The sequence below is a fragment of the Pedobacter heparinus genome (assembly GCF_032678725.1).
GTDB lineage: Bacteria > Bacteroidota > Bacteroidia > Sphingobacteriales > Sphingobacteriaceae > Pedobacter > Pedobacter heparinus_A.
The window spans coordinates 115,847-138,932 of record NZ_JAVTSC010000004.1 but is presented as its reverse complement, the minus strand read 5'-3'; the positions used below and the strand labels follow the sequence as shown (position 1 = coordinate 138,932).

Genomic DNA, 23,086 nt, shown 5'->3' with positions numbered 1-23,086 from the left:
TTGTATAGAATTGTTTGGCCTGATAATTGAATAGTTTGTGTCAGAATAAAATATTCTACTTTTATTTAACCCTCATAAATTATGAAACAACAATTATTGAAATGCTTGCCGGTAGCCGTAGCTGCTTTTTTACTGGGTGGTAGTGCCCAGGCCCAAGAAAACAAAAGTGCTGAAGCGAATCAGCTGTCTACCTGGTCTATAGGAGTAAACGCCGGAGTGCTTAGTCCAATTTCCCCTTTGGGTGGTAAAAACGATTTCTCGAACTGGAAAAGCAGTTTGGGTTATGGTTTGTACATTAAAAAACAATTGACCCCTTATTTCTCTTTACGTTTAGACGGTGTGGGAGGTAAATTAAAAGCAGACAACACCGAACCTTTTGATGGCGGAGCAACCAACGCGAGCCCTGTTAGCGTTTTTGAAACAAATCTTTCTTATTCAGGAAGTTTAAACGCTGTGGTAAACCTGTTCAATATAGACATGTTTAATAAAAACAGCGCTATGCAGCTTTATGCATCTGCTGGTGCCGGGTTAGCAGGTTATAAGGTTAAAACTGCTGCAGGGACAGGGGCTTTAACTGATTACGCAGGTGGTAAAACCATTAGCGAACTGATCATTCCTGTAGGTGTTGGTGCGAAATTTAAAGTAGCTGAAAAAGTAAATTTAGATCTTGGCTGGACCATTAATTATGTTGACGGAGATAACCTGGACGGATATTACCGTGGCAGTAATGACAAATACAACTATGCGTATGCAGGTTTGGAATTTGCTTTGGGCAAAGGACAGCAGCTGGCATGGCATAATCCTGTCGCGTTAACTTATGATGAAGCGGTACAGGCTAAACAAACTGCCAATGCACTGAAAGGTGATCTGGATGCACAAAAAGCAGAGAATGCGAAATTAAGAACAGAAATGAATGACCTGTTGAAAGACAGCGATGGTGATGGTGTGGCTGATAAACTGGATAAATGCCCAGGTACTCCTGCCGGAACCGTTGTAGATGGCTCGGGCTGTCCGTTAAAAGTTCCTGCTCCGGTTGAAAAAGTGATCATTACAGAGGCTGACCGTAAAGTGGTTGCAGATGCGATTAAAAACCTGGAGTTTGATTTGGGTAAAGCGACCATTCGTCAGAAATCTTATGCTACATTAAATCGTGTGGCAGAGTTGCTGATCCAGAAAAACTTTAGTTTAAAACTGGCGGGACATACAGATAATACTGGTTCCGATGCATTAAACATGCGTTTATCTAAAGACAGGGCAGAGTCAGTAAAATCGTACCTGGTGTCTCAGGGTGCCAATGCTTCAAGAATTGAGGCTACGGGTTATGGTGAGAACCAGCCTATAGCGTCCAATAAAACTGCTGCCGGCCGTCAGCAAAACAGAAGGGTAGAATTTACATTGTTCTAGTCTGAAACGGTATAAAGTTTAAAAGCCTTCCTGATTTATCAGGGAGGCTTTTTTTATATTCTTTTTTTCGTAAATGTGTTTGCATTATAGATTTTAATTCGATAGCTTTGTTATGCAAGCATAGTATTTAATGAAACAGCAGGAAACAATTGATTATTTTTTAAAAGTAGTTTGGCAAAATGTATCGAATACATACAATCAGATTGCTTCAGGTTTTGGGATCACGCAGGCAATAGGTTATGTCCTGATCAATATCGATAAGGAAGGCACGGCCGTTTCGCAGCTGGCGGGGTTACTGGGTGTGAAGGCCACGAGCTTGTCAAGAATGCTAAACAATATGGAAGATCTGGGGTTAATATACAGGGAAACTTCTGCCGGAGATAAGCGTTCTGTAAAGGTTTACCTCACCGGACTTGGGTATGAAAAGCGGCACATGGCAAAAGGTGTGGTGATTGCGTTTAATGAATACCTGAACAAGAACCTGACGGCAACAGAGAAAAACAACCTGCTGGTGACTTTGCAAAAGGTAAACAAACTGACCCTGACGTATAAGGTTCCTGATGAAATTACTCAGGTGCAGGGTAATGAATAGATTAAGAAAGACCATATATTCCGATAAAATGATGAACAAAAAGATAAATAGAGTAGCGGTATTGGGCTCTGGTATTATGGGTTCGCGTATTGCCTGTCACTTTGCGAATATAGGAGTAGACGTGCTCCTGCTGGATATTGCCGCTAAGGAAGGAGATAAAAACAGTATTGTAAATACAGCCCTGCAAACTGCGGTAAAAACCAATCCCTCTCCGGTTTATTCAAAAAAAGTTCTGAATAAGATAGTGACGGGAAATTTTGAAGACGATATGTCTGAAATTGCCGGTTATGACTGGATCATTGAAGTTGTGGTAGAAAACCTGGACATTAAGAAAAAGGTTTTTGATCAGGTAGAACAGTACCGTAAGCCCGGAACACTGGTCACTTCAAATACATCCGGGATCCCTATCCATTTGATGGCCGAGGGCAGGAGTGATGATTTTAAAGCAAACTTTTGCGGAACACACTTTTTTAATCCGCCCCGCTATTTAAGGTTACTGGAAATTATACCTACGTTGCATACCAGACCTGAACTGGTTGAATTTTTAATGTATTATGGCGATAAATTTTTGGGCAAAACAACTGTTTTGTGTAAAGATACCCCTGCTTTTATTGCCAATCGTGTAGGCGTTTATTCGATCATGGCCCTGCTGCACCTGGTGCAGAAAATGGAGCTCACAGTTGAAGAGGTGGATAAGTTTACCGGACCTGCATTGGGCCGCCCAAAATCGGCTACTTTCCGGACTACTGATGTGGTTGGTTTAGACACCATGATCAAGGTTTCGAAAGGGCTTTATGACAATTGCCCGGACGACAAGGCGCATGACCTGTTTAAATTGCCGGACTATGTAGAAAAGATGGAAGCCAATAAATGGCTGGGCGACAAAACCGGACAGGGTTTTTATAAGAAAACAAAATCTGCTGAAGGCAAAACGGAGATACTGGCCCTTGACCTGAAAACGCTGGAATACCGTCCGCAGGAAAAAGTGAAATCAGCAACATTGGATTTGACCAAACCAATTGAAAATGTGCGGGACAGAATGAAGGTCTTTGTTGCCGGAAAGGATAAAGCCGGAGAGTTGTTCAGGGCATCTTTTTTTGGTTTGTTTGAATATGTATCAGACCGGATACCCGAGATTTCTGATGAGTTGTACAGGATTGATGATGCCATGCGTGCAGGCTTTGGATGGGATTTAGGTCCCTTTGAAGTTTGGGATGCAGTAGGTGTTGCTGAAGCTATTGAGGGCATGAAGAAATATGGACATGAGGCTGCGGCCTGGGTTCATGAAATGCTGGCTGCCGGGAACTCTTCCTTTTATAAAGTGGAGGATGGTGTAAGGAAGTATTATGACATTCCTTCTAAAACCTATAAAGCGGTACCTGGCGCGGAAGCGTTTATTGTGCTGGACAACCTAAGGTCAAGTAAGGTGCTCTGGAAAAATTCGGGTGCATCTATTATTGATCTTGGAGATGGGATCATCAATGTGGAGTTCCATTCTAAAATGAATACAATTGGAGGGGATACCCTGCAGGCCATAAATAAAGCCATAGATATGGCAGAAAAAGATTACAAAGGGCTTGTGATTGGTAATGATGGCGCCAATTTTTCAGCCGGGGCGAATGTAGGAATGATCTTTATGATGGCAGTTGAGCAGGAATGGGAGGAATTGAATATGGCCGTCCGGATGTTCCAGAATACCTCCATGCGTATCCGGTATTCAGCAATACCTGTGGTGGTAGCGCCACACAATTTAACTTTAGGTGGTGGTTGTGAATTTAGTTTGCATGCCGATCATGTGCAGCTGAACGCAGAAACTTATATGGGATTGGTGGAATTTGGCGTAGGGCTGATCCCCGGTGGGGGCGGAACTAAGGAGTTTGCCTTGCGTGCATCTGATGAATACCGGGACGACCAGATTGTGCAGAGTGTATTGCGGGAAAGGTTCCTGACTATTGGAATGGCTAAAGTTTCTACCTCGGCTGTGGAGGCATTTGAATTGGGCTATCTGCAAAAAGATAAGTATTCCATTACCATGAACCGGAGCCGGCTGATTGCTGATGCGAAGGCGAAGGCTATTGAACTGGCCGATGCGGGCTATACCAAACCGGTACAGCGTAAAGACATTAAAGTTCTGGGCAAACAGGGCCTGGGTATTATTTATGCAGGCGCCAATACCATGTACTCCGGTCATTACATTTCTGAGCATGATAAAAAGATTTCTGAGAAGCTGGGCTGGGTAATGTGCGGCGGTGATCTTTCTTCGCCAACCGAGGTAACTGAGCAATACCTGCTCGACCTGGAAAGAGAAGCATTTTTGTCGCTTTGTGGGGAAAGGAAAACACTGGAACGGATCCAGAGTATTGTAACTAAAGGCAAACCGTTAAGGAACTAATATAAAAGGATATTGACATGCAGGAAGCATATATTATAGCAGGATATCGTACCGCAGTAGGCAAGGCCCCCCGTGGTGTATTTCGTTTTACAAGGGCTGATGATTTGGCGGCTGAAGTGATCAGACATCTGGTTGCGGCTGTACCCAACCTGGATAAGGAACAGATTGATGATGTAATTGTTGGTAATGCTACACCGGAAGCGGAACAGGGATTGAATATTGCCCGTATGATCTCCTTAATGGGACTGGATACGGATAAAGTGCCGGGAGTAACAATGAACCGGTATTGTGCATCCGGCCTGGAAACCATTGCTACTGCGGTAGCAAAAATAAAAAGTGGTATGGCCGATTGTATCATTGCCGGCGGCGTAGAGGTGATGTCGGGTATGCCTTTTGGGGGCTGGAAAATAGTGCCTAATGCAGAAGTAGCTAAGGTTAATCCCGACTGGTACTGGGGGATGGGGCTTACGGCTGAAGCGGTGGCAAAAGAATATGACGTAAACAGGGAAGATCAGGATGAATTTGCCTACCACTCGCACCAGAAAGCGATAGCTGCCATTCAAAATGGCCATTTAAAATCAGGTGTTTTGCCAATAACTGTAAATGAAACCTATCTGGACGGGGATATGAAAAAGAAGAACCGCAGTTATATCGTAGATACAGATGAGGGACCGCGTGCGGATACTTCTATAGAGAAGCTGGCGAAACTGAAACCGGTATTTGCTGCGGATGGTTGTGTCACTGCTGGTAATTCTTCTCAAACTTCGGATGGTGCTGCCTTTGTGCTGGTGGTGTCTGAAAAGAAAATGAAAGAACTGGGCGTTGAGCCCATCGCCAGGCTGGTGAGTTATGGCATTGTAGGTGTACCGCCACGTATTATGGGCATAGGCCCGATTTACGCGATTCCTAAAGCCTTAAAGCAGGCAGGAATGACACTGGATCAGATAGAATTGATAGAGTTAAACGAAGCTTTTGCTTCACAATCGCTTGCCATTGTAAGGAAACTGAACATCAATACAGAAATTTTGAATGTAAACGGTGGGGCAATAGCTTTGGGGCATCCATTGGGCTGCACCGGGGCTAAGCTATCTGTCCAGTTATTTAATGAATTGAAAAGGAGAAATCAAAAATATGGCATGGTAACCATGTGTGTAGGGACCGGACAAGGTGCTGCAGGTATTTTTGAGATGCTATAATCTATTACAGCTATGGAAAAACAGGAGAAAAAGACAATTAAAGGGGGTGAGTTCTTAATCAGGGAAACAACTTATGAGGATGTATTTATTCCGGAAGAATTCGATGAAGAACAAAATATGATTGCACAGACCTGCCGCGACTTTTTAGCAGCGGAGGTATACCCCAACCTGGACCGGATAGATGCGCAGGAAGAAGGTTTGATGCCATCCCTGATGGATAAGGCTGGAGAACTGGGGATTTTGGGTGTTTCTATACCTGAAGCTTACGGTGGTTTCGGGAACAACTTTAACACATCAATGCTGGTTGCCGATGTGATCGGGGCGGGACATTCTTTTGCTGTGGCGCTATCGGCGCATACGGGGATCGGGACCTTGCCTATTTTGTATTATGGAACGGAAGAACAGAAAAATAAATACATCCCTAAACTGGGAACCGGGGAGTGGAAGGCTGCTTATTGTTTAACAGAACCCAACTCCGGATCGGATGCGAATTCGGGTAAAACCAAGGCCAGATTATCTGAAGACGGGAAACATTATGTGATCAATGGTCAGAAAATGTGGATTACCAATGGAGGCTTTGCAGATGTATTTATTGTGTTTGCCAAAATCGATGACGATGAAAACTTAACTGCATTTATTGTGGAGCGGGATTTTGGTGGCATTACCATGAACCCGGAAGAGCATAAAATGGGCATTAAAGGTTCGTCTACCAGGCAGGTGTTTTTTAACGATTGTCCGGTACCGGTAGAGAACATGCTTTCTGAACGTCAGAATGGATTCAAGATTGCGGTAAATATTTTAAACATTGGCAGGATCAAGTTGGCTGCTGCGGCAATCGGGGCATCTAAATCTGTAATTGATACCGCTGTTAATTATTCCAATGAGCGGATCCAGTTTGACCGTCAGATCTCTAAGTATGGTGCCATCAGGTATAAGCTTGCAGAAATGGCAACTAAAGTATATGCAGTTGAATCTGCCAACTACCGTGCGGGCCAGAACATCGATGATGCTTATGATACCTTGGTTGAAGGTGGGATGGATGCAGGGAAGGCAAAGCTGAAATCGACGGAGCAGTTTGCGGTGGAATGTGCCATATTAAAGGTATGGGGATCAGAAGTTTTGGACTACGTGGTAGATGAGGGCGTTCAGATCTATGGTGGGATGGGCTTTTCGGCTGATGCCCCAATGGACAGGGCTTATCGCGATGCACGGATCAACAGGATATTTGAAGGCACCAATGAAATCAACAGGCTGCTTACCGTAGATATGATGCTGAAGCGTGCAATGAAAGGCGAGCTGGACCTGATGACACCCGCAACTGCAGTAGCAGCTGAGCTGATGTCCATCCCGGACTTTGCTGAGGAAGATCAAACGGTGTTCGCTGCTGAGAAAAAACTCATCAGGAACTTAAAAAAAGCAACATTGATGGTTGCCGGAGCAGCAGTGCAGAAGCTGATGATGAGCTTGTCAAAAGAGCAGGAAATATTAATGAATATTGCCGACATGGCCAGCTATGTCTATATCGCTGAATCGGCCATGCTGAGGACAGAAAAACTGGTTAGCCTGCGTGGTGAGGAAGCCTGTGAAGGTCAGCTGAACATGATGCGGATTTATTTTGTTGAAGCTGTAGATGCTGTTCAAAAGGCTGGTAAAGAAGCTTTATGGGCTTTTGCAGAGGGAGATGAGCAAAGGATGATGCTGGTTGGCCTGAGAAGATTTACTAAAATGGAGCCTTTTAATGTGAAGGAAGCCAGGCAAAAGGTGGCGCAGCAACTGATCGCCGCCAATAAATATTGTTATTAAAAGACATTGTCATAAAGAGACGATTCATAATTAAAACTGGGCGCCCGTAAGCTAATTGCGGGCGTTTTTTTGTGCCATTTTTTCCGGGGGATGAGGTTTGTGCCCATGACAGGCATGGGATGATTTTTGTTAAAATTGGTTAAAAATTGTGGCATCAGCAATAAAAGACTATTTTTGTGAATTATGTTAAAAACCAGGGTTTTGTTGGGGTTTGTTTTGATGGCAGCAGTATTTGTTGCCTGCGAAAAAGCTGCACCCTACGATCCCGTAACACAACTGGAAATTGATGATGCAATCATTGTGAAGTATTTGAAGGACAGCGCATTTACTAAGCATAGTTCAGGATTGTATTATCAAATTATGAGACAGGGTACAGGAAATGAGAGCTATCCGGAAACAGATACGATATTTGCCAGGTATACGCTGAAAGTTTTAAAGGATACTGTTTTGAGGGACAGGTTCCAGGATACGACTTTTAAATTTGTGCTTTCCGGTTATATAGATGGCTGGAAAACAGGTACCCGCCTGATACAGCCCGGCGGAGCAGTCAGGTTAATCATACCTTCGGCTCTTGGCTTCAAAGACCGGCCGGTTACCTCACCAGTAATCCCTCCAAATTCAATATTAGATATCACTTTAGAAATAGATAAAATAAAACACCCCAAATGATTAAAAAGTTATCATTATATACCTTTGCCTTGTTAGGCACTTTAATTCTTTTCAATTCCTGTAAAAAAGAGTATGAATCTATTGAAACACTGGACACCCGTACGATAGAAGAGTACCTGGCGAAAAATAACATTCCTGAACTGAAGGATCCTTCAGGGTTTTATTACCAGATTATTTCTGAAGGTACCGGTGCTGCCGTTGTCAATTCAGACTCCGTATATTACAGCTATGATTTTAAACATGCTGACGGCACCAGCTTTTTAAAAAATGGAGATTATACCATCCCGGGAACGTTTCTGGGTTATACAGACCGCTTCAATTTTTTAACCATACCTGGCGTAAGGCTTACGCTGGCTAAGTTAAAAAAAGGGGGTACAGCCAGGGTTATACTCCCCTCAAGAATGGCCTTTGGAAAGAATGGACAATCTGCTTTAGGCGTGGGATCCAATGAGATCGTTGTCATTGATCTTGGTTTACTGAATTTCAGTAAACAATATGAGGTAGATAATTTTCTGATCAATAAGTTTGTAACTGCAAATAATCTGCAACCGGTCCTTGACCCAACACGTGTGCGTTACATCATCTCTTCAGAGGGGACCAATAAGCAGGACCTGAAAGAAACTTCGGTAGTGAATGTGAAATATACCGGCCGCTTGCTGAACGGAACTGTGTTTGATTCGAGTACGGATGGGGTTACTTTTACCTTAAATGAATTGATTAAAGGCTGGTATAAAGTGATGCCGGGAAAAATTGGGACAGGAGGAAAGATCAGGTTGCTGGTTCCTTCTGATCTTGGATATGGTAAATCTGCACAAACGGATGCTGCTGGCAATGTAACTATTCCAGGGAATTCATGCCTGGATTTTGACATAGAAATTGTAAGCATAACAAACTAATTAGGCTTATTGGTTTAGGGCCTGCTTAAATACTTTTAATACCCTTTCTCTGGCAAAAGCATGTTCAACTATAGGTTTAACATGCTTTTGTTGTTTTAGTTCGGGTACCCAGCGGTCGATGTATTTGTTTTCGGGGTCGAACTTTTTGGCCTGCAGTTCCGGATTGAACACCCGGAAATAAGGGGCTGCATCGTTGCCGCATCCGCAGGCCCATTGCCAGCCGCCAACATTACTGGCCTGTTCATAGTCGAGTAGTTTTTCGGCAAAATAGGCCTCGCCCCAGCGCCAGTCTATCAGCAGGTGTTTGGTCAGGAAGCTGGCTACAACCATACGAACCCTGTTGTGCATGTAGCCTGTCGCATTGAGTTCCCGCATGCCGGCATCTACCAGGGGATAGCCTGTATGTCCGGTACACCAGTTTTTGAAATCCGACTCGTTGTTGATCCAGCGGATGTTGTCGTAAGCGGGTTTGAAAGCTTGCTGAACAACAGCGGGGAAATGCCAGAGGATCATCATGTAGAAATCCCGCCATGCCAGCTCTGATAACCATTTATCTGCCTTTTGATCGAGCGCCGTCATTGCGGCTGCCCTGATGCTGATCGTTCCGAAACGGAGGTGCAAACCGATGTGTGTAGTTGCATCTTCAGCAGGGAAGTCTCTTTTTTCTTCGTATGCCTTCAGTTTATTTTCGAAACTCTGGCCGGGGAATTTTTGGTCAGACTTTTGAAAGCCGATTTCTTCAAGTGCAGGTATGATTGTCCCTTTTTTCTGAAGCAGGTTCTGCAGGTATTTTTTTACGGGATACGGCTTAATGTAAAAAGCATTGAGTTTTTGCCGCCATTGCCGGAAATAAGGGGTAAAGACCGTGTATGGGTTTCCATCTGCTTTTAGGATCTCCTTCATTTCAAAGATCACCTGGTCTTTATAGGTATTGAACCTGATGTGCTCCGATGTCAGGTATTCGGCCAGGGCATCATCCCGTTCTCTGGCGTAAGGCTCATAATCTTGGTTGGCATATACTTCTTTAACCTGGTAGGTATTTAAGATAGCGGCCCAAACCTGTTCAGGCTTTCCATATTTGATTTCAATTCCGGAGCCATACTGCCTTAATTCAAGGTTTAACGCTTCGAGTGTTTGCTGGATAAATGTTAGTCTTGGGTCTTGTTTGCTGGCTAGTTTACTCAGGATATTTTCATCAAAAATAAACAGGAGCAGGACCGGATATTTACTTTTAAGGGCGTGGTAAAGGGCGGCGTTGTCTGTCAGGCGCAGATCTCTGCGTAACCAGCAAATGCTAATGTTTTGTTTCATTCAAATGTTTATTATGTCCTGAAGAGGCTGACCCTAGGAATCGTAAATATCGGATAATGCCTCATCAAGCTGGATATATCTGAACTTAAAATCTGCTGTCAGTATTTTTTGTGCAGAGGCATTGGTACTGATAAATATAACCTCACTCATTTCTCCGAGCATAAATTTAAGTATCTTTTCAGGCACCTTAAATGGCCATACCGGCCGGTGTAATTTTTTTGCAATGGCTTTGGTTAAAGTAGTATTGGTTACCGGGAAGGGAGCACAGGCATTATATGCCCCTGATATTAAGTTATTTTCGATTGCGTTGATGTACATGGCCACCATGTCGTCTATATGTAGCCAGGGTATCCATTGCCTGCCGGAACCCAGGGGAGCGCCAGCAAAAAAACGGATGGGCTTTTCTAAGGAGGCCAATGCTCCTTCTTTTTTAGCCAGTATCACACCGGTTCTGAGTTTTACTATCCTGATCCCAAGCTGTCTGCCTTTGTCAATGGCCGCTTCCCATTGTTGACAGCAATCGGCCATGAAGCCATAGCCGGCGGGGCTTTCTTCAGTAAGTATTTCGTCGCCGCTGTCTCCATAATAGCCAACGGCAGAGGCGGATACAAACGTCCCGATTTTGGCATTGGTGTCTTTTATGGTCTGGTACAGCAGCCGGGTAGACAATACCCTGCTGTCAATGATCTGTCGTTTTCTTTTATTTGTCCATTTCTCTGCTGCAATATTTTCGCCGGCAAGGTGTATGATGGTATCTATTCCGTCCATACATTCCTTTTCTATTTTACCGTGATAAACATCCCATAGGTAAACTTTTGCACCGGGTATAGTTTTTCGCTTTCTGGACAAAACTGCAATGGAATGACCTGACTGAAGTAATGCAGCTATCAGTCTTTTACCTATCATCCCTGTTGCTCCGGTGATCAGGATGTGTTTATTTACCATTGGATATTTTTATTTAATCAGTAGGGGAAATCGGGTTACTATATCGTAATTATATAACTGATATCATCAGGTTTAGTTTGTCAAATTATCTTTTTCTGGTAAATATTTTGTTCTGCTTATGTAAAGATTGGTTGACGAATTAGCTTTAAGATAAAAAATGGCATATTTTTGAATTTTATCTATAAGATTTAGTATATATAATGAAGAATAAAAAAATACTTGTTTGGTTTAGGAATGATCTTCGGTTACATGACAACGAAATGTTGGTCGAAGCGATTGCCAAATCTGACAGTATTTTACCCGTTTATTTCTTTGATCCACGTTATTTTGAAAATACCAGGTTTGAAACAGCCAAGACGGGAGTTTTAAGGAGCATGTTTTTACTGGAAAGCATTTTGTCGTTGAGAAAAGCTTTTCAGCAGCTTGGTGGAGATATTTTATTGGTGCAGGGGAAACCTGAGGATAAGATCAGGGAACTGGTAACGCAATTTGAAATTGCTGAAGTATACCACCACCGGGAAGTGGGCCCTGAGGAAACAGAAATTTCCGGGCATGTGGAAGATCTTTTATGGACACTGAAAATTAACTTAAAGCACTTTATCGGACATACCCTTTATAATAAGGAGGATTTGCCCTTTCCTATTAAGGATATACCAGATGTATTTGCCCAATTTAAAAAGAAAACTGAGCGGGACGCCATTGTGAAATCCTGCTTTTTGGCTCCGGAACATATCGATTTTGTAGTGCATACGAGCTGGGGAGAACTCCCCTCATTAAAAGACCTGGGGTTTGACTTAAATACGGACACGATAGCTGAGCAATATGCTGTAGGTGGCGAAGAGGCAGGCTTGTTACACCTTAAAAGCTTACTGGCCGCTGATGCTGATATTTACCTGAAACATAGTACAAAGCATACGCCGGAAAAGCCAGGCTTTTCGTCCAGGTTATCGGCCTGGCTGGCTTTTGGATGTTTGTCACCAAGAATGGTATACTGGAAGGTTAAGGAGGCTGAAGGTATTTTTGGCTTGAATGCCAATTTTAACCAGGTACTTTTGGGGCTGTTGTGGCGGGATTATTTCAGGTTTATGTTTAAAAAGCATGGCATTGCCTTTTTTCAGGAAAGGGATCTGGAGAAAGATATCCTGGACGCTACTGAGTTTGTTAATCCTGCTTTAGAAAAGTGGAAAACTGGTCAGACGGAAAATCCGATAGTGGATAGATATATGTATGACCTGAATACAACAGGGTTCATTCCGCATACTGGTCGCTTACTTGTGGCCACCTATCTTGTCCATGTGTTGAAAATCCACTGGACTTGCGGTGCCGCTTATTTTGAAGAGAAATTGATTGATTATGCACCAGCCAGTAACTGGGGCAACTGGGCAAGTGTGGCCGGCATCGGCAAAGATGACGCGAAGTCGAAAAATACATTCGATTTAAGTAAACAGATCAAGATTCTTGATGTGGCCATTTCTGATAGTCCGTCTTTTGCTTAAGCTGTTTCCTTCCCTCATCGTGCATGTATAATGAATAAATGTTGAACAAAAGTTGTATTTTAAACAAAGTTGTTTAACATTTGTTGTGTAAATAATGTGAAAAAATATTCCATCAGTGATATAGAAGGCCTTATAGGCATTAAGGCGCATACGATCAGGGCCTGGGAAATCAGGTACAATCTGGTACCCCCCAAGCGTACACCCACCAACATCCGGTATTACGATGAGGAGGACCTGAAGATGCTGCTCAATATTGTTGCGCTGAATGAAAACGGATATAAAATCAGCAGAATAGCTAAATTGAATGCGCATCAGATCGCAAACCTGGTTCAGCAGTTAAATTCGGATTGGGGAAATGAGACTGTCCAGTTGCTGAATCTTTCCAATGCAACGCTCAACTATGATGAAAGTGAGTTTTCAAAAATACTGACGGGTTGCATTACTGAAATGGGCCTGGTTAAGACCATGGATCTGGTGCTGTTCCCTTTTATGAAGCGCATAGGTATGCTATGGCAAACAGGAACAATAGATCCTTCTCAGGAACATTTTGCGGCCAACCTGATCAGGGACAAGATCATCGTGGAAATTGACAAGCTGGAACGGCCCAGGAAGAAAAAGATTTTGAGGTTTGTGCTTTTTTTGCCAGAAGCAGAGCTGCATGAGACGGGATTGTTGTTCACGAGATATCTGTTGAAAAAATGCGGACATGAGACCCTTTATCTGGGTGCTGATATTCCATATCATGATATTAAAAAAGTAATTGCTGCTTATCAGCCAGATTATGCATTTATTGTTTTAACGTCCTTAAATCTTGGAAAAGATATCAATAGAATTATCGGTAAAGTGATGGATTATGTGGAGGTTCCGCTGCTTGTTGCAGGGAGTCTGATCTCCGAATTTGACATTCTTGTGAAGGATCGGCTGACCCCTTTGAAGAATGTTTGTGATATGGTCGAATTTCTTGAAGAATTATAAAGAAATTTGCCTGTTTTATAAGGTAAAATCCTAATTTTGCAACACTTATAGCATATTTATACATAATGGATAATTTATCTTATCTCAGCGGCGCGAATGCCGAATACATAGAGTCCTTATACCAATCTTATAAAGAAGACGCAGATTCTGTTGAATTTGGCTGGCAGAAATTTTTTGAAGGCTTTGATTTTGGCAGAAGTGCTTCTGCCGGTTCTGTAACAGAAGAGACCCCTGAGCACTTTTTAAAGGAGGTTAATGTGTTAAACATGATCAATGGCTACCGTCAGCGCGGCCATTTGTTTACGCATACCAACCCGGTAAGAGAAAGACGTCAGCATTTGCCTACGCTTGATCTCGAGAATTTTGGACTGACTAAAGCTGATTTGGATACCGTATTTAATGCCAGTATTGAACTGGGTATCGGAGCGGCCAAACTGAGTGATATTGTTGCATTTTTAAAACAAACGTACTGCCGTTCTATTGGTGTTGAATATAAATATCTGCGTACGCCTGAAGTGCTTTCCTGGTTAGAGCAAAAAATGGAAAGCGGGCGGAACACCCCAAATTTTTCCATTGAGGAAAAGAGAAGGATACTTAAAAAGCTAAACGAAGCGGTTAGTTTTGAAAATTTTCTGGGAACGAAGTTTCTTGGTCAGAAAAGGTTTTCGCTGGAAGGCGCAGAAGCACTGATCCCAGCGCTTGATTCTGTAATTGAAAAAGGTGCGGACCTGGGTATTGAAGAGTTTGTGATTGGTATGGCCCACCGGGGACGTTTAAATGTGCTGGCCAACATTATGCAGAAAACCTATAAGGACATTTTTGCAGAGTTTGAAGGCAAAGGCTATAGTGCTGAATCTCCCTTTGGAGGTGACGTGAAATATCACCTGGGTTATTCAACAGACGTGACTACAAATGACGGTAAGAGTGTACACCTGAGCCTTTGTCCAAACCCTTCGCACCTGGAAACGGTAGATGGAGTGGTTGAAGGAATGACCAGGTCTAAAATAGATTTTAAATATGGTGGTGATAATGCCCGCATTGCACCGATCCTGATTCATGGTGACGCTTCTGTTGCCGGGCAGGGGATTGTTTATGAAGTGATACAGATGGCTGGTCTTGATGGTTATAAAACGGGAGGCACCATTCACCTGATAATTAACAACCAGATTGGTTTTACCACCAATTTTAAAGATGCGAGGACCAGTACGTATTGTACTGATATTGCCAAAGTGACTTTATCACCTGTGTTTCATGTAAACGGGGATGATGTGGAGGCTTTGGTTTATGCCATCAACCTGGCTATGGAGTACCGCCAGAAATACAGGAACGACGTATTTATAGATATCTTGTGTTACCGAAGATTTGGACACAATGAATCGGATGAGCCTAAATTTACCCAGCCCCTGCTTTATAAAGCAATTGAGAAACACGCCAATCCAAGAGATATTTATATCCAGCAGCTGGTTACCGAAGGTAAACTGGAGGCGAGTTTGGCAAAAGAGATGGAAAAAGAATTCCGTGGTATTTTGCAGGAACGTTTGAACGAGGCAAAAGAAATTACTTCTACTTATCAGGATGTGAAGTTTGGCGGGGCCTGGTCTGATATGCGCATTGCCACACCTAAAGATTTTGAAAGTTCTCCCAGTACCGCTGTCAAAAAATCAACTTTACTGGAAATTGCCAAAAGGATCAGCACGTTGCCATCCAATAAAAAGTTCTTCAAAAAAATTGAAAAGCTTTTTGAGGAACGCAGCAAAATGGCAAATACTACACATGTGTTTGACTGGGCGATGGGTGAGCAGCTGGCCTACGGTACTTTGCTTGCAGAAGGAAAGAGAGTACGTTTGAGCGGACAGGATGTAGAACGGGGTACTTTCTCACACCGTCATGCGGTACTTACTTTAGAAGATTCTGAAGAAGAATATATCCCACTGGCCAATATTTCCGACCAGCAGGCACCATTTGACATTTACAATTCACATTTATCTGAATACGGTGTGCTGGGTTTTGAGTATGGTTATGCCATGGCGAATCCTAATGCGCTAACTATCTGGGAGGCCCAGTTTGGCGATTTCTTTAATGGAGCGCAGATTGTTATTGACCAGTATGTGGCAAGTGCAGAAACCAAATGGCAGCGTGAAAACGGATTGGTGATGCTGTTGCCGCATGGATATGAAGGGCAGGGCCCGGAACATTCTTCTGCAAGGATTGAGCGCTTTATGGAACTTTGTGCAGATTACAATATGCAGGTAACCAATTGTACTACACCTGCGAACTTTTTCCACGCCTTACGCCGGCAGTTTAAACGTGACTTTAGAAAGCCATTGGTCGTGTTTACACCTAAGAGCTTATTGCGCCATCCTGCCTGCGTTTCTAAACTGGAAGAATTTACCGACGGCAAATTCCAGGAAGTAATCGCTGACGCGAATGTTAAAGCAGCTGATGTAAAAAGGGTATTGTTCTGCAGTGGTAAAATTTACTATGAACTGCTGGAGAAACAACAAAAAGATCAGCTTAAAGATGTAGCCATTGTACGTGTGGAACAATTGTATCCTACTCCGGTGCAGCAAATGGAAGCTGTTTATCACAAATATAAAAATGCTGAAGAAGCGGTTTGGGTTCAGGAAGAACCGGAGAACATGGGTGCATGGCCGTATTTGTTGCGCAGGTTGAGAAGAACGATCTTTAGTGATATGGAAGTGATCTCGAGAAAAGAAAGCAGTAGTACTGCTACGGGATTTGCGAAACAGCATGCAGATCAGCAGGCCTATATCCTGGCCAAAGCTTTTGAGATGCCGGTTACTGAAGTGGAGCAGAAGATCGCTAAGAAATCAGTGAGTAAAGTATTTAATGTAGATTAGAAAAATAATACATCAGTTATGAGTATAGAAATAAAAGTTCCGCCGGTTGGCGAGTCAATAACAGAAGTTGTTTTATCACGCTGGGTGAAAAATGATGGTGATGCAGTAGAAATGGATGAAGTGATCGCAGAATTAGAGTCTGATAAAGCTACCTTCGAATTAACTGCAGAACAAGCCGGAACTTTGAAAACGGTAGCTAATGAAGGTGATACACTGGCAATTGGTGCTGTAGTTTGTAAAATTGAAGACGGTGGTGCTGCCCCTGCAAAACCTGCAGCAGCAACTGCACCTGCTGCTGAAAAACCAGTTGCGGCTGCAGATAAAGCAGCAGCTCCGGTTGCAGAAAAATCTGGTGAAAGCTATGCTACGGGTACCCCATCTCCTGCTGCGGGTAAAATTCTGGCCGAAAAAGGGGTTGATGCAGCTTCGGTTAAAGGAAGTGGCGTAGACGGCAGGATCACTAAAGAGGATGCTTTAAATACAGAAAAAACAGCGGCTCCTGCTGCTAAAGCAGAGGCTCCGAAAGCTTCGGCTGTTGCTGCTCCTGTAGCAGGATCAAGAAATGAGCGCAAGGAAAAAATGTCGCCATTGCGCAAAACTGTAGCTAAACGCCTGGTTACTGTCAAAAATGAAACAGCCATGCTGACCACTTTTAATGAAGTGAACATGAAACCGATCATGGACCTGCGTGGAAAATATAAGGATCAGTTTAAGGAAAAATACGGTGTAGGCTTAGGCTTCATGAGTTTCTTTACCAAAGCAGTATGTGAGGCTTTGAAAGATTTCCCTGCGGTGAATGCCCGTATTGATGGGGAGTCTATTGTTTATAATGACTTTGCTGATATCTCCATTGCGGTTTCTGCACCTAAAGGTTTGGTAGTTCCCATCATCAGAAATGCGGAGAGCATGAGCCTTGCGCAGATCGAAAAAACAGTAATTGAACTGGCTACAAAAGCACGCGACAGCAAATTGACCCTGGAGGAAATGACAGGCGGTACCTTTACCATCACCAATGGTGGTGTTTTTGGTTCGATGATGTCTACTCCAATCATCAATGCTCCGCAGTCTGCAATTCTCGGTATGCACAACATCATTGAACGTCCGGTTGCGGAGAAAGGTGAAGTTGTAATCCGTCCGATGATGTATGTGGCTTTGTCTTATGACCATAGGATCATTGATGGCAGAGAATCTGTTGGTTTCCTGGTACGGGTTAAACAATTACTGGAAGATCCTGCAAGATTGTTATTGGGGATATAAGTCCCGAAAGAATAAAGAAAAGGCCTGCATAAACTGCAGGTCTTTTTTGATTTAAACCATTGATTTTATTCATCACCCCCGGTGGGTTGATTGCAATTATGAAAAAGTACTACTTATTTGTTTTTTTATTAGTTTTTTCAAAAAAATTAAGTGCACAGCAAAACATCACTACTTCTGCACAAAAGCCCAGAATTGGTAGAAGTATTTTCGGTAACGAGGTGAAAAGAAACTTCTCGAGAAAAGGGGATTTCTTTGCAATGTGGGGATATAACCATTCCTGGTACGCAAAAAGCGATATCAATTTTAAAGGTCCTGGCTATGATTTTACGCTAAGAGATGTGGTAGCCCGTGACAGGCAAACTAAATTGAGCTGGAAATACCTGCAACCAAGTTCATTAAGCATCCCGCAGTTTAATTTTCATTTTGGTTATTTTATAAAGGACAATTACAGCATCTCATTGGGTTGGGACCACATGAAATATGTGATGGATATTCCGCAAAAGGTAAAGATCGACGGACATATAGATGCAACGATTTCTGATCCAGCCATTCCTACCGGTGGCTATGCTGGCGTATATAATGGTGAATTGCTGGAGGTGGGGCCTGATATGCTGAGATTTGAGCATACGGACGGGCTTAACTATGCGAGTGTAGAGCTGGAAAGGTATGATGACATTTGGGTTGCTTATTCTCAACGTACTTCATTAACCATGGAAACCGGAATAGGTGCTGGTTTGGTGGTGCCTAGAACTGATGCTCATTTGTTTGATGTAGGGAAGAACAATTATTGGAATATTGCCGGTTATGGTGTTTCTGCTAAACTCGGCTTCAAGTTTTACATTCTTAAAGGGCTTTATCTGCAAAATAGCACAAAGGTTGGCTATATTGACCTGACTAAAATCCACACTACAGGCAGGAACGATATTGACGGGGCAAGTCAGAAAATCAAATATATCGAGAATTATACGGTACTGGGCTTTCAATTTTAGCGGGCATATTGAACGTTTGTTTTTGTTTTTTATTTTAGCATCTTGATCCAATCCAATTTATATGAGACGTTTAATTTTTACCTTTTTATTTTCTCTTTTTGTACTGAATGGTTTCTCCCAGAATGTAAACCAAAGTTCTGGCTGGCTGATGTTTTTAAACAGCACTAAAATTAATGATAAATGGGGTTTGCACCTGGATGTTCAACTGAGGTCTGCGGATAAATGGGATGGTGTCCGGAATTTTTTGTTCAGACCTGGTGTGACTTATTATATCAATAAAAACAGCAATGCCACCGTTGGCTATTTACTGGCAAATACTTTTTTGAAACAGGACGGATCAGCAGATAACGTGTTGACAGAACACCGGATATGGGAGCAATACATTCTGACGCATAAGCTCAGGTCCATTGCTGTGCAGCATCGGTTCAGGTTGGAGCAAAGATTTATTGAAGCTGCCGGGGACGACATTTTCTCGCAACGCCTGAGGTATTTTCTGAGGGGTGTTATTCCGCTTACCGAAACAAAGGAAGCCTTTATCAGCGGCCCCTTTGCCGCTCTGCAAAATGAATTGTTTTTTAATGTTCAGCATAAGTCAAAGCTGAATGGTAAATTTTTTGACCAGAACCGCGCTTACGGCGCTATTGGATACCGGTTCAGCAAAAATTTTGATGTGGAAGCAGGGTACTTGAACCAACTGATAAATGGAGCCGGTAACCATACCATGAACCATGCCATCCAGCTCGCTTTGTATACCAGGTTTTAATTGACCGCTTTGATACGGACATAAAAATTTGGATCTGCTTTAAATAACTTACGATTCATACTTTTGCTGACCGGAATTGTTTTCCAGCTGCCTGATGGCCTGATTAAGCTGAAGCTGCCTGGCCTCAAGCTTACTTTTACCGGCATATCAAAGTTCTGCACACTGGCTTTCCATCTGTACTTCAGCAAACCGTTGTTGATCTGGTACTCCAGTGTCGGGATATCGGCATGCCTGAGGTATTGGTCGAAGATTTTTTGCAGGTTTAATCCACTCTGTCTGGCCAGGTAACCTTCAATTTGCCGGGTGCTTACTGTTTGATGATAAAAAGTTTTATTTAATCCCCTTAATATGGCCCTGAATTTGTCATCGTTATTGATCAGCTGCCTGATGAGGTGGATAAGGTTGGCCCCTTTGTAATACATATCACCAGAGCCTTCCTGGTTCAGGTTGTAGGCCGCAATGATGGGAATATCATTTTTAATGTTCTTCCTGATGCCGGTAACATATTCGGATGCAGCTTTTTTTCCGTATTTAGCTTCTGTAAACAAGGCTTCTGCGTAACTGGTAAAAGCTTCATGTACCCACATGTCTGCCATGTCTTTGCTGGTGATGTTGTTGCCAAACCATTCATGTCCGCTTTCGTGTACAGTAATGAAATCAAATTTCAGCCCCCAGCCAGAGCCGGAGAGGTCGTCCCCAAGGTAGCCCATTTTAAAGTCGTTGCCATAGGCAATTGCACTTTGATGTTCCATGCCCAGATAAGGTGCCTGAACCAGCTTATAACCGTCTTCATAAAAGGGATAAGGGCCAAACCAATGTTCGAAGGATTTTAGCATAGGCTTAACAGCTGCATCCCAGTGGGAACGGGCAACTGCGCTGTCTGCCTTTAAGGCCCAGTAATCCAGTGTCAGTTCTCCTTTTTCTCCCGGATACTGATCGCTCCAATGTGCATATTTGCCGATATAAAAGCTGACATTATAACTATTGACCGGATTGTTTACAAACCAGTTGTACTGGAGGTAACCATTGGGTTTTTCTACTTTGCTGCGCAGCCTGCCATTGGAGATTTCCTGCAGGTCCCTGGGAACGCTTATGCTGACCAGCATGCTGTCTGCCTCATCACTCTGGTGGTCCTTGTTGGGCCACCAGCTACTGGCACCCAGGCCCTGACAGGCTACTGATACCCAGGGATTACCGGATTTGTCCTGGCTGAAAATAAAGCCCCCATCCCAGGGTGGATTTTTAGCGATAAGCGGTTTGCCGGAATAAAATACCTTAAATTTTTCGCGGCTGCCTTTTTCAATAGTTCTCGGAAAGGTGATGAAAACTGCATTAAATCTTCTGGTAAACGGAAGCTGCCTCCCTTTAAAAATAACTTGTTCTACTTCAAGATTGCTGAACAGGTCAAATTGCAGTTTGCTGAAATGCTGCTTTGCAGTAAAGCTAAACTCATTGCTTCCGCTGATGGAACGATTGTCAATATCCAGGCTGATATCCAGGTGATAATAATTGACATCGTAACAGCTGCGCAAGGGGCTGAGCATTCCCCTAAGCGTATCTGCTGCAGTATAGGCCTGTTGCCTTTTTATCAGCTGGGCTGTGCCCGGCTGTGTCATCAATAACACCAAAGCTGCATGCCATAAAAATCCCCTCATATTTAAGGTTTTAATACCCTTACGGTAAGGGCGGATGAATTGCGCACATCGTGGAAAATTCTGTGGGTAGCTTTTCTGAAATCACCCGCCTCAGCCTGGTAAATGTCCATAAACTGCTGTGGGTTCCTGTCAGCCAGCGGAAACCAGGAATTCTGGATCTGCACCATGATGCGGTGACCTTTTTTAAAGGTATGCGCAACATCAGGGATGGCATAATTTATTGTAGTGATCGCTCCAGGGACCAAAGCCTCTGGCTTTTCAAAGCTGTGACGGTATTTTGCCCGCATAATTTCGCCACGTACCAGCATCTGGTAGCCACCCATGACCAGGTTTTTAGGATTAGGAGCCGGGTTTGGCGTATCTTCGGGATATACATCTATCAGCTTTACTACATAATCCGCATCTGTCCCTGTAGTTGATACCACCAGTTTGGCCAGTACAGGTCCTGTAAGTGTGATGTCTGAGGTAAGCGGATCTGTCTGGAAAACCCTTACATCCGGCCTGCGTGAGGCGAAACGCTGGTCGTCGATCATGTATTCGCGGCTTCTGCTGGTTTGCGTCCCATCCTGATAAGGAACAGGAGAATTGGGGTCACTCTCATATTCATCCCAGCTATCGGTGCGTTGCACTTTTTCAAAACTCAGCTTACCATTGGGTTGGAGGTACAATGTTTTGTCTTCTGTATTTTCAGGTGGCCAGGCACTAAATTTTTTCCATTCATTGCTGCCTGTGATGAAAATATTTGCTTCGGCAATGTTTGCTGCCGGTGCATCTTTAAGGTATTGCATGAAGAAAGGAAATTCAATTTGCTGCTGGTACCAGGTGCTGGTCGGCTGACCAAAATCGATCTCTCCGAAACTGTTGCCTGTACTTCTTGCCCAGCCTCCATGATACCAGGGGCCCATGACCAGGTTATTTTTTGCCGAGGGATTTTGTTTTTCAATCGCCTCATAGGTTTTTAAGGTTCCGTAAAGATCTTCTGCATCAAAAAAACCACCAACAACCAAAACGGCCGGCTTTACACCAGTTAAATGTGGGGTAATATTCCTTGCCTTCCAAAAAGCATCATAGTTCGGGTGCGCTTTGATGTCGTTCCAGAACTTAATGGTATCACCATAGTATTTTTTGGAGATGTTTTTTAAGGAACCCAGTTCCAGGAAAAACCGGTAATTGTCTTTAACCGGGGAATTAAATGGCTTTGGACGGTTTTCCGGTGTGGCCGGTCTGGGCCTGGGAACACCAAAAGTGTAATAAAAATTAAAAATATCAGCCAGGAATAAGCTGCCATTATGGTGAAAATCATCGCCAATAAACCAGTCGGTTACCGGTGCCTGCGGCGATACCGCTTTTAATGAGGGATGTGCATCAGGTAAGGAAGCAGTGGAATAAAAACCTGGGTAGGAAATGCCGTATACGCCCGTCTTACCATTGTTTCGCGGAATATTTTTAATCAGCCAATCGATGGTATCATAGGTATCCGAATTTTCATCGATATCAGCTTTGTTCTTTTTGTTTGCCATATGGGGCCTTACGTCTTCAAATTTTCCTTCGCTCATCCATTTGCCCCTTACGTCCTGATACACAAAGATAAACCCTTCTTTTACAAAAAGCGGGGAGGGCCCGAGACTTGTTTTATAATTGCTTTCGCCATAGGGCGAAACCGTATAAGGAGTCCGGTTAAGCATAAAAGGGTACTTTTTACTGTTTTCCTTAGGGATATATATGGCTGTAAAGAGTTTGATGCCGTCCCGCATGGGGATCAGCCGCTCAATTTTTGTGTAATGCTGCCGTATATAGGCAGAATCGGATTGCTGTGTAAAACCGGAAAAACAGATTAAAATAAAAAGTATGCTACACCACAGTGATTTAAAAGAAGTCATAG

17 protein-coding genes are annotated in these 23,086 nt (G+C 43.3%); 13 read left to right on the top strand and 4 right to left on the bottom strand.

What is annotated here, in order from left to right:
• The first annotated feature begins 81 nt into the window (after positions 1 to 81).
• From R2Q85_RS07985 to R2Q85_RS07955, 7 genes are all read left to right on the top strand, one after another.
• Positions 82 to 1,404 carry a DUF6089 family protein gene (locus R2Q85_RS07985; RefSeq protein WP_316811237.1) on the top strand — a complete coding sequence of 441 codons (1,323 nt, stop codon included), beginning with the start codon at positions 82 to 84 and terminating at the stop codon, positions 1,402 to 1,404.
• 130 nt (positions 1,405 to 1,534) lie between these two features.
• On the top strand, positions 1,535 to 1,996 hold the full coding sequence (locus R2Q85_RS07980) for a MarR family winged helix-turn-helix transcriptional regulator (protein WP_316811236.1): 462 nt from the start codon (positions 1,535 to 1,537) through the stop codon (positions 1,994 to 1,996).
• Positions 1,997 to 2,024: 28 nt separating this feature from the next.
• Entirely contained in the window at positions 2,025 to 4,388 is a 2,364-nt protein-coding gene (locus R2Q85_RS07975; protein ID WP_410478867.1) for a 3-hydroxyacyl-CoA dehydrogenase NAD-binding domain-containing protein, read from the top strand.
• 17 nt (positions 4,389 to 4,405) lie between these two features.
• Positions 4,406 to 5,584: an acetyl-CoA C-acyltransferase gene (locus R2Q85_RS07970; RefSeq protein WP_316811235.1), complete on the top strand. Its 1,179-nt coding sequence runs from the start codon at positions 4,406 to 4,408 to the stop codon at positions 5,582 to 5,584.
• Between the two features lie 12 nt (positions 5,585 to 5,596).
• Positions 5,597 to 7,387: an acyl-CoA dehydrogenase family protein gene (locus R2Q85_RS07965; protein ID WP_316811234.1), complete on the top strand. Its 1,791-nt coding sequence runs from the start codon at positions 5,597 to 5,599 to the stop codon at positions 7,385 to 7,387.
• Positions 7,388 to 7,606: 219 nt separating this feature from the next.
• Positions 7,607 to 8,056 (top strand): FKBP-type peptidyl-prolyl cis-trans isomerase, encoded by a 450-nt coding sequence (locus tag R2Q85_RS07960; RefSeq protein WP_316811233.1) that lies wholly within the window; start codon positions 7,607 to 7,609, stop codon positions 8,054 to 8,056.
• Positions 8,053 to 8,952: an FKBP-type peptidyl-prolyl cis-trans isomerase gene (locus R2Q85_RS07955; protein ID WP_316811232.1), complete on the top strand. Its 900-nt coding sequence runs from the start codon at positions 8,053 to 8,055 to the stop codon at positions 8,950 to 8,952. Before R2Q85_RS07960 ends, R2Q85_RS07955 begins: the two co-directional genes overlap by 4 nt.
• A gap of 6 nt (positions 8,953 to 8,958) precedes the next feature.
• Here R2Q85_RS07955 and R2Q85_RS07950 read toward each other — a convergent pair whose 3' ends face one another.
• Together R2Q85_RS07950 and R2Q85_RS07945 are read right to left on the bottom strand one after the other, a co-directional pair.
• A complete protein-coding gene (locus R2Q85_RS07950) occupies positions 8,959 to 10,263 on the bottom strand; it encodes a deoxyribodipyrimidine photo-lyase (protein WP_316811231.1) in 1,305 nt (434 codons plus the stop codon).
• A 33-nt stretch (positions 10,264 to 10,296) separates the two neighbouring features.
• On the bottom strand, positions 10,297 to 11,208 hold the full coding sequence (locus R2Q85_RS07945) for a TIGR01777 family oxidoreductase (RefSeq protein WP_316811230.1): 912 nt from the start codon (positions 11,206 to 11,208) through the stop codon (positions 10,297 to 10,299).
• Positions 11,209 to 11,408: 200 nt separating this feature from the next.
• Here R2Q85_RS07945 and R2Q85_RS07940 point away from each other — a divergent pair, with 200 nt between their 5' ends.
• From R2Q85_RS07940 to R2Q85_RS07915, 6 genes are all read left to right on the top strand, one after another.
• On the top strand, positions 11,409 to 12,704 hold the full coding sequence (locus R2Q85_RS07940) for a DASH family cryptochrome (protein WP_316811229.1): 1,296 nt from the start codon (positions 11,409 to 11,411) through the stop codon (positions 12,702 to 12,704).
• Positions 12,705 to 12,800: 96 nt separating this feature from the next.
• Entirely contained in the window at positions 12,801 to 13,679 is an 879-nt protein-coding gene (locus tag R2Q85_RS07935) for a MerR family transcriptional regulator (protein WP_316811228.1), read from the top strand.
• Between the two features lie 65 nt (positions 13,680 to 13,744).
• A complete protein-coding gene (locus R2Q85_RS07930) occupies positions 13,745 to 16,540 on the top strand; it encodes a 2-oxoglutarate dehydrogenase E1 component (RefSeq protein ID WP_316811227.1) in 2,796 nt (931 codons plus the stop codon).
• 18 nt (positions 16,541 to 16,558) lie between these two features.
• Positions 16,559 to 17,797, top strand: a complete 1,239-nt coding sequence (odhB, locus tag R2Q85_RS07925; protein ID WP_316811226.1) for a 2-oxoglutarate dehydrogenase complex dihydrolipoyllysine-residue succinyltransferase — start codon at positions 16,559 to 16,561, stop codon at positions 17,795 to 17,797.
• A 98-nt stretch (positions 17,798 to 17,895) separates the two neighbouring features.
• Positions 17,896 to 18,786: a hypothetical protein gene (locus R2Q85_RS07920; RefSeq protein ID WP_316811225.1), complete on the top strand. Its 891-nt coding sequence runs from the start codon at positions 17,896 to 17,898 to the stop codon at positions 18,784 to 18,786.
• 61 nt (positions 18,787 to 18,847) lie between these two features.
• Positions 18,848 to 19,549 (top strand): DUF2490 domain-containing protein, encoded by a 702-nt coding sequence (locus R2Q85_RS07915; protein ID WP_316811224.1) that lies wholly within the window; start codon positions 18,848 to 18,850, stop codon positions 19,547 to 19,549.
• Here the strand turns inward: R2Q85_RS07915 and R2Q85_RS07910 are convergent.
• Both R2Q85_RS07910 and R2Q85_RS07905 read right to left on the bottom strand, forming a co-directional pair.
• Positions 19,546 to 21,204, bottom strand: a complete 1,659-nt coding sequence (locus R2Q85_RS07910; RefSeq protein WP_316811223.1) for a M1 family metallopeptidase — start codon at positions 21,202 to 21,204, stop codon at positions 19,546 to 19,548. The two genes, R2Q85_RS07915 and R2Q85_RS07910, sit on opposite strands and share 4 nt — an antisense overlap.
• 2 nt (positions 21,205 to 21,206) lie before the next feature.
• Positions 21,207 to 23,084, bottom strand: coding sequence for a CocE/NonD family hydrolase (locus R2Q85_RS07905; protein WP_410478858.1), 1,878 nt, complete (start codon positions 23,082 to 23,084; stop codon positions 21,207 to 21,209).
• Positions 23,085 to 23,086 lie beyond the last annotated feature (2 nt).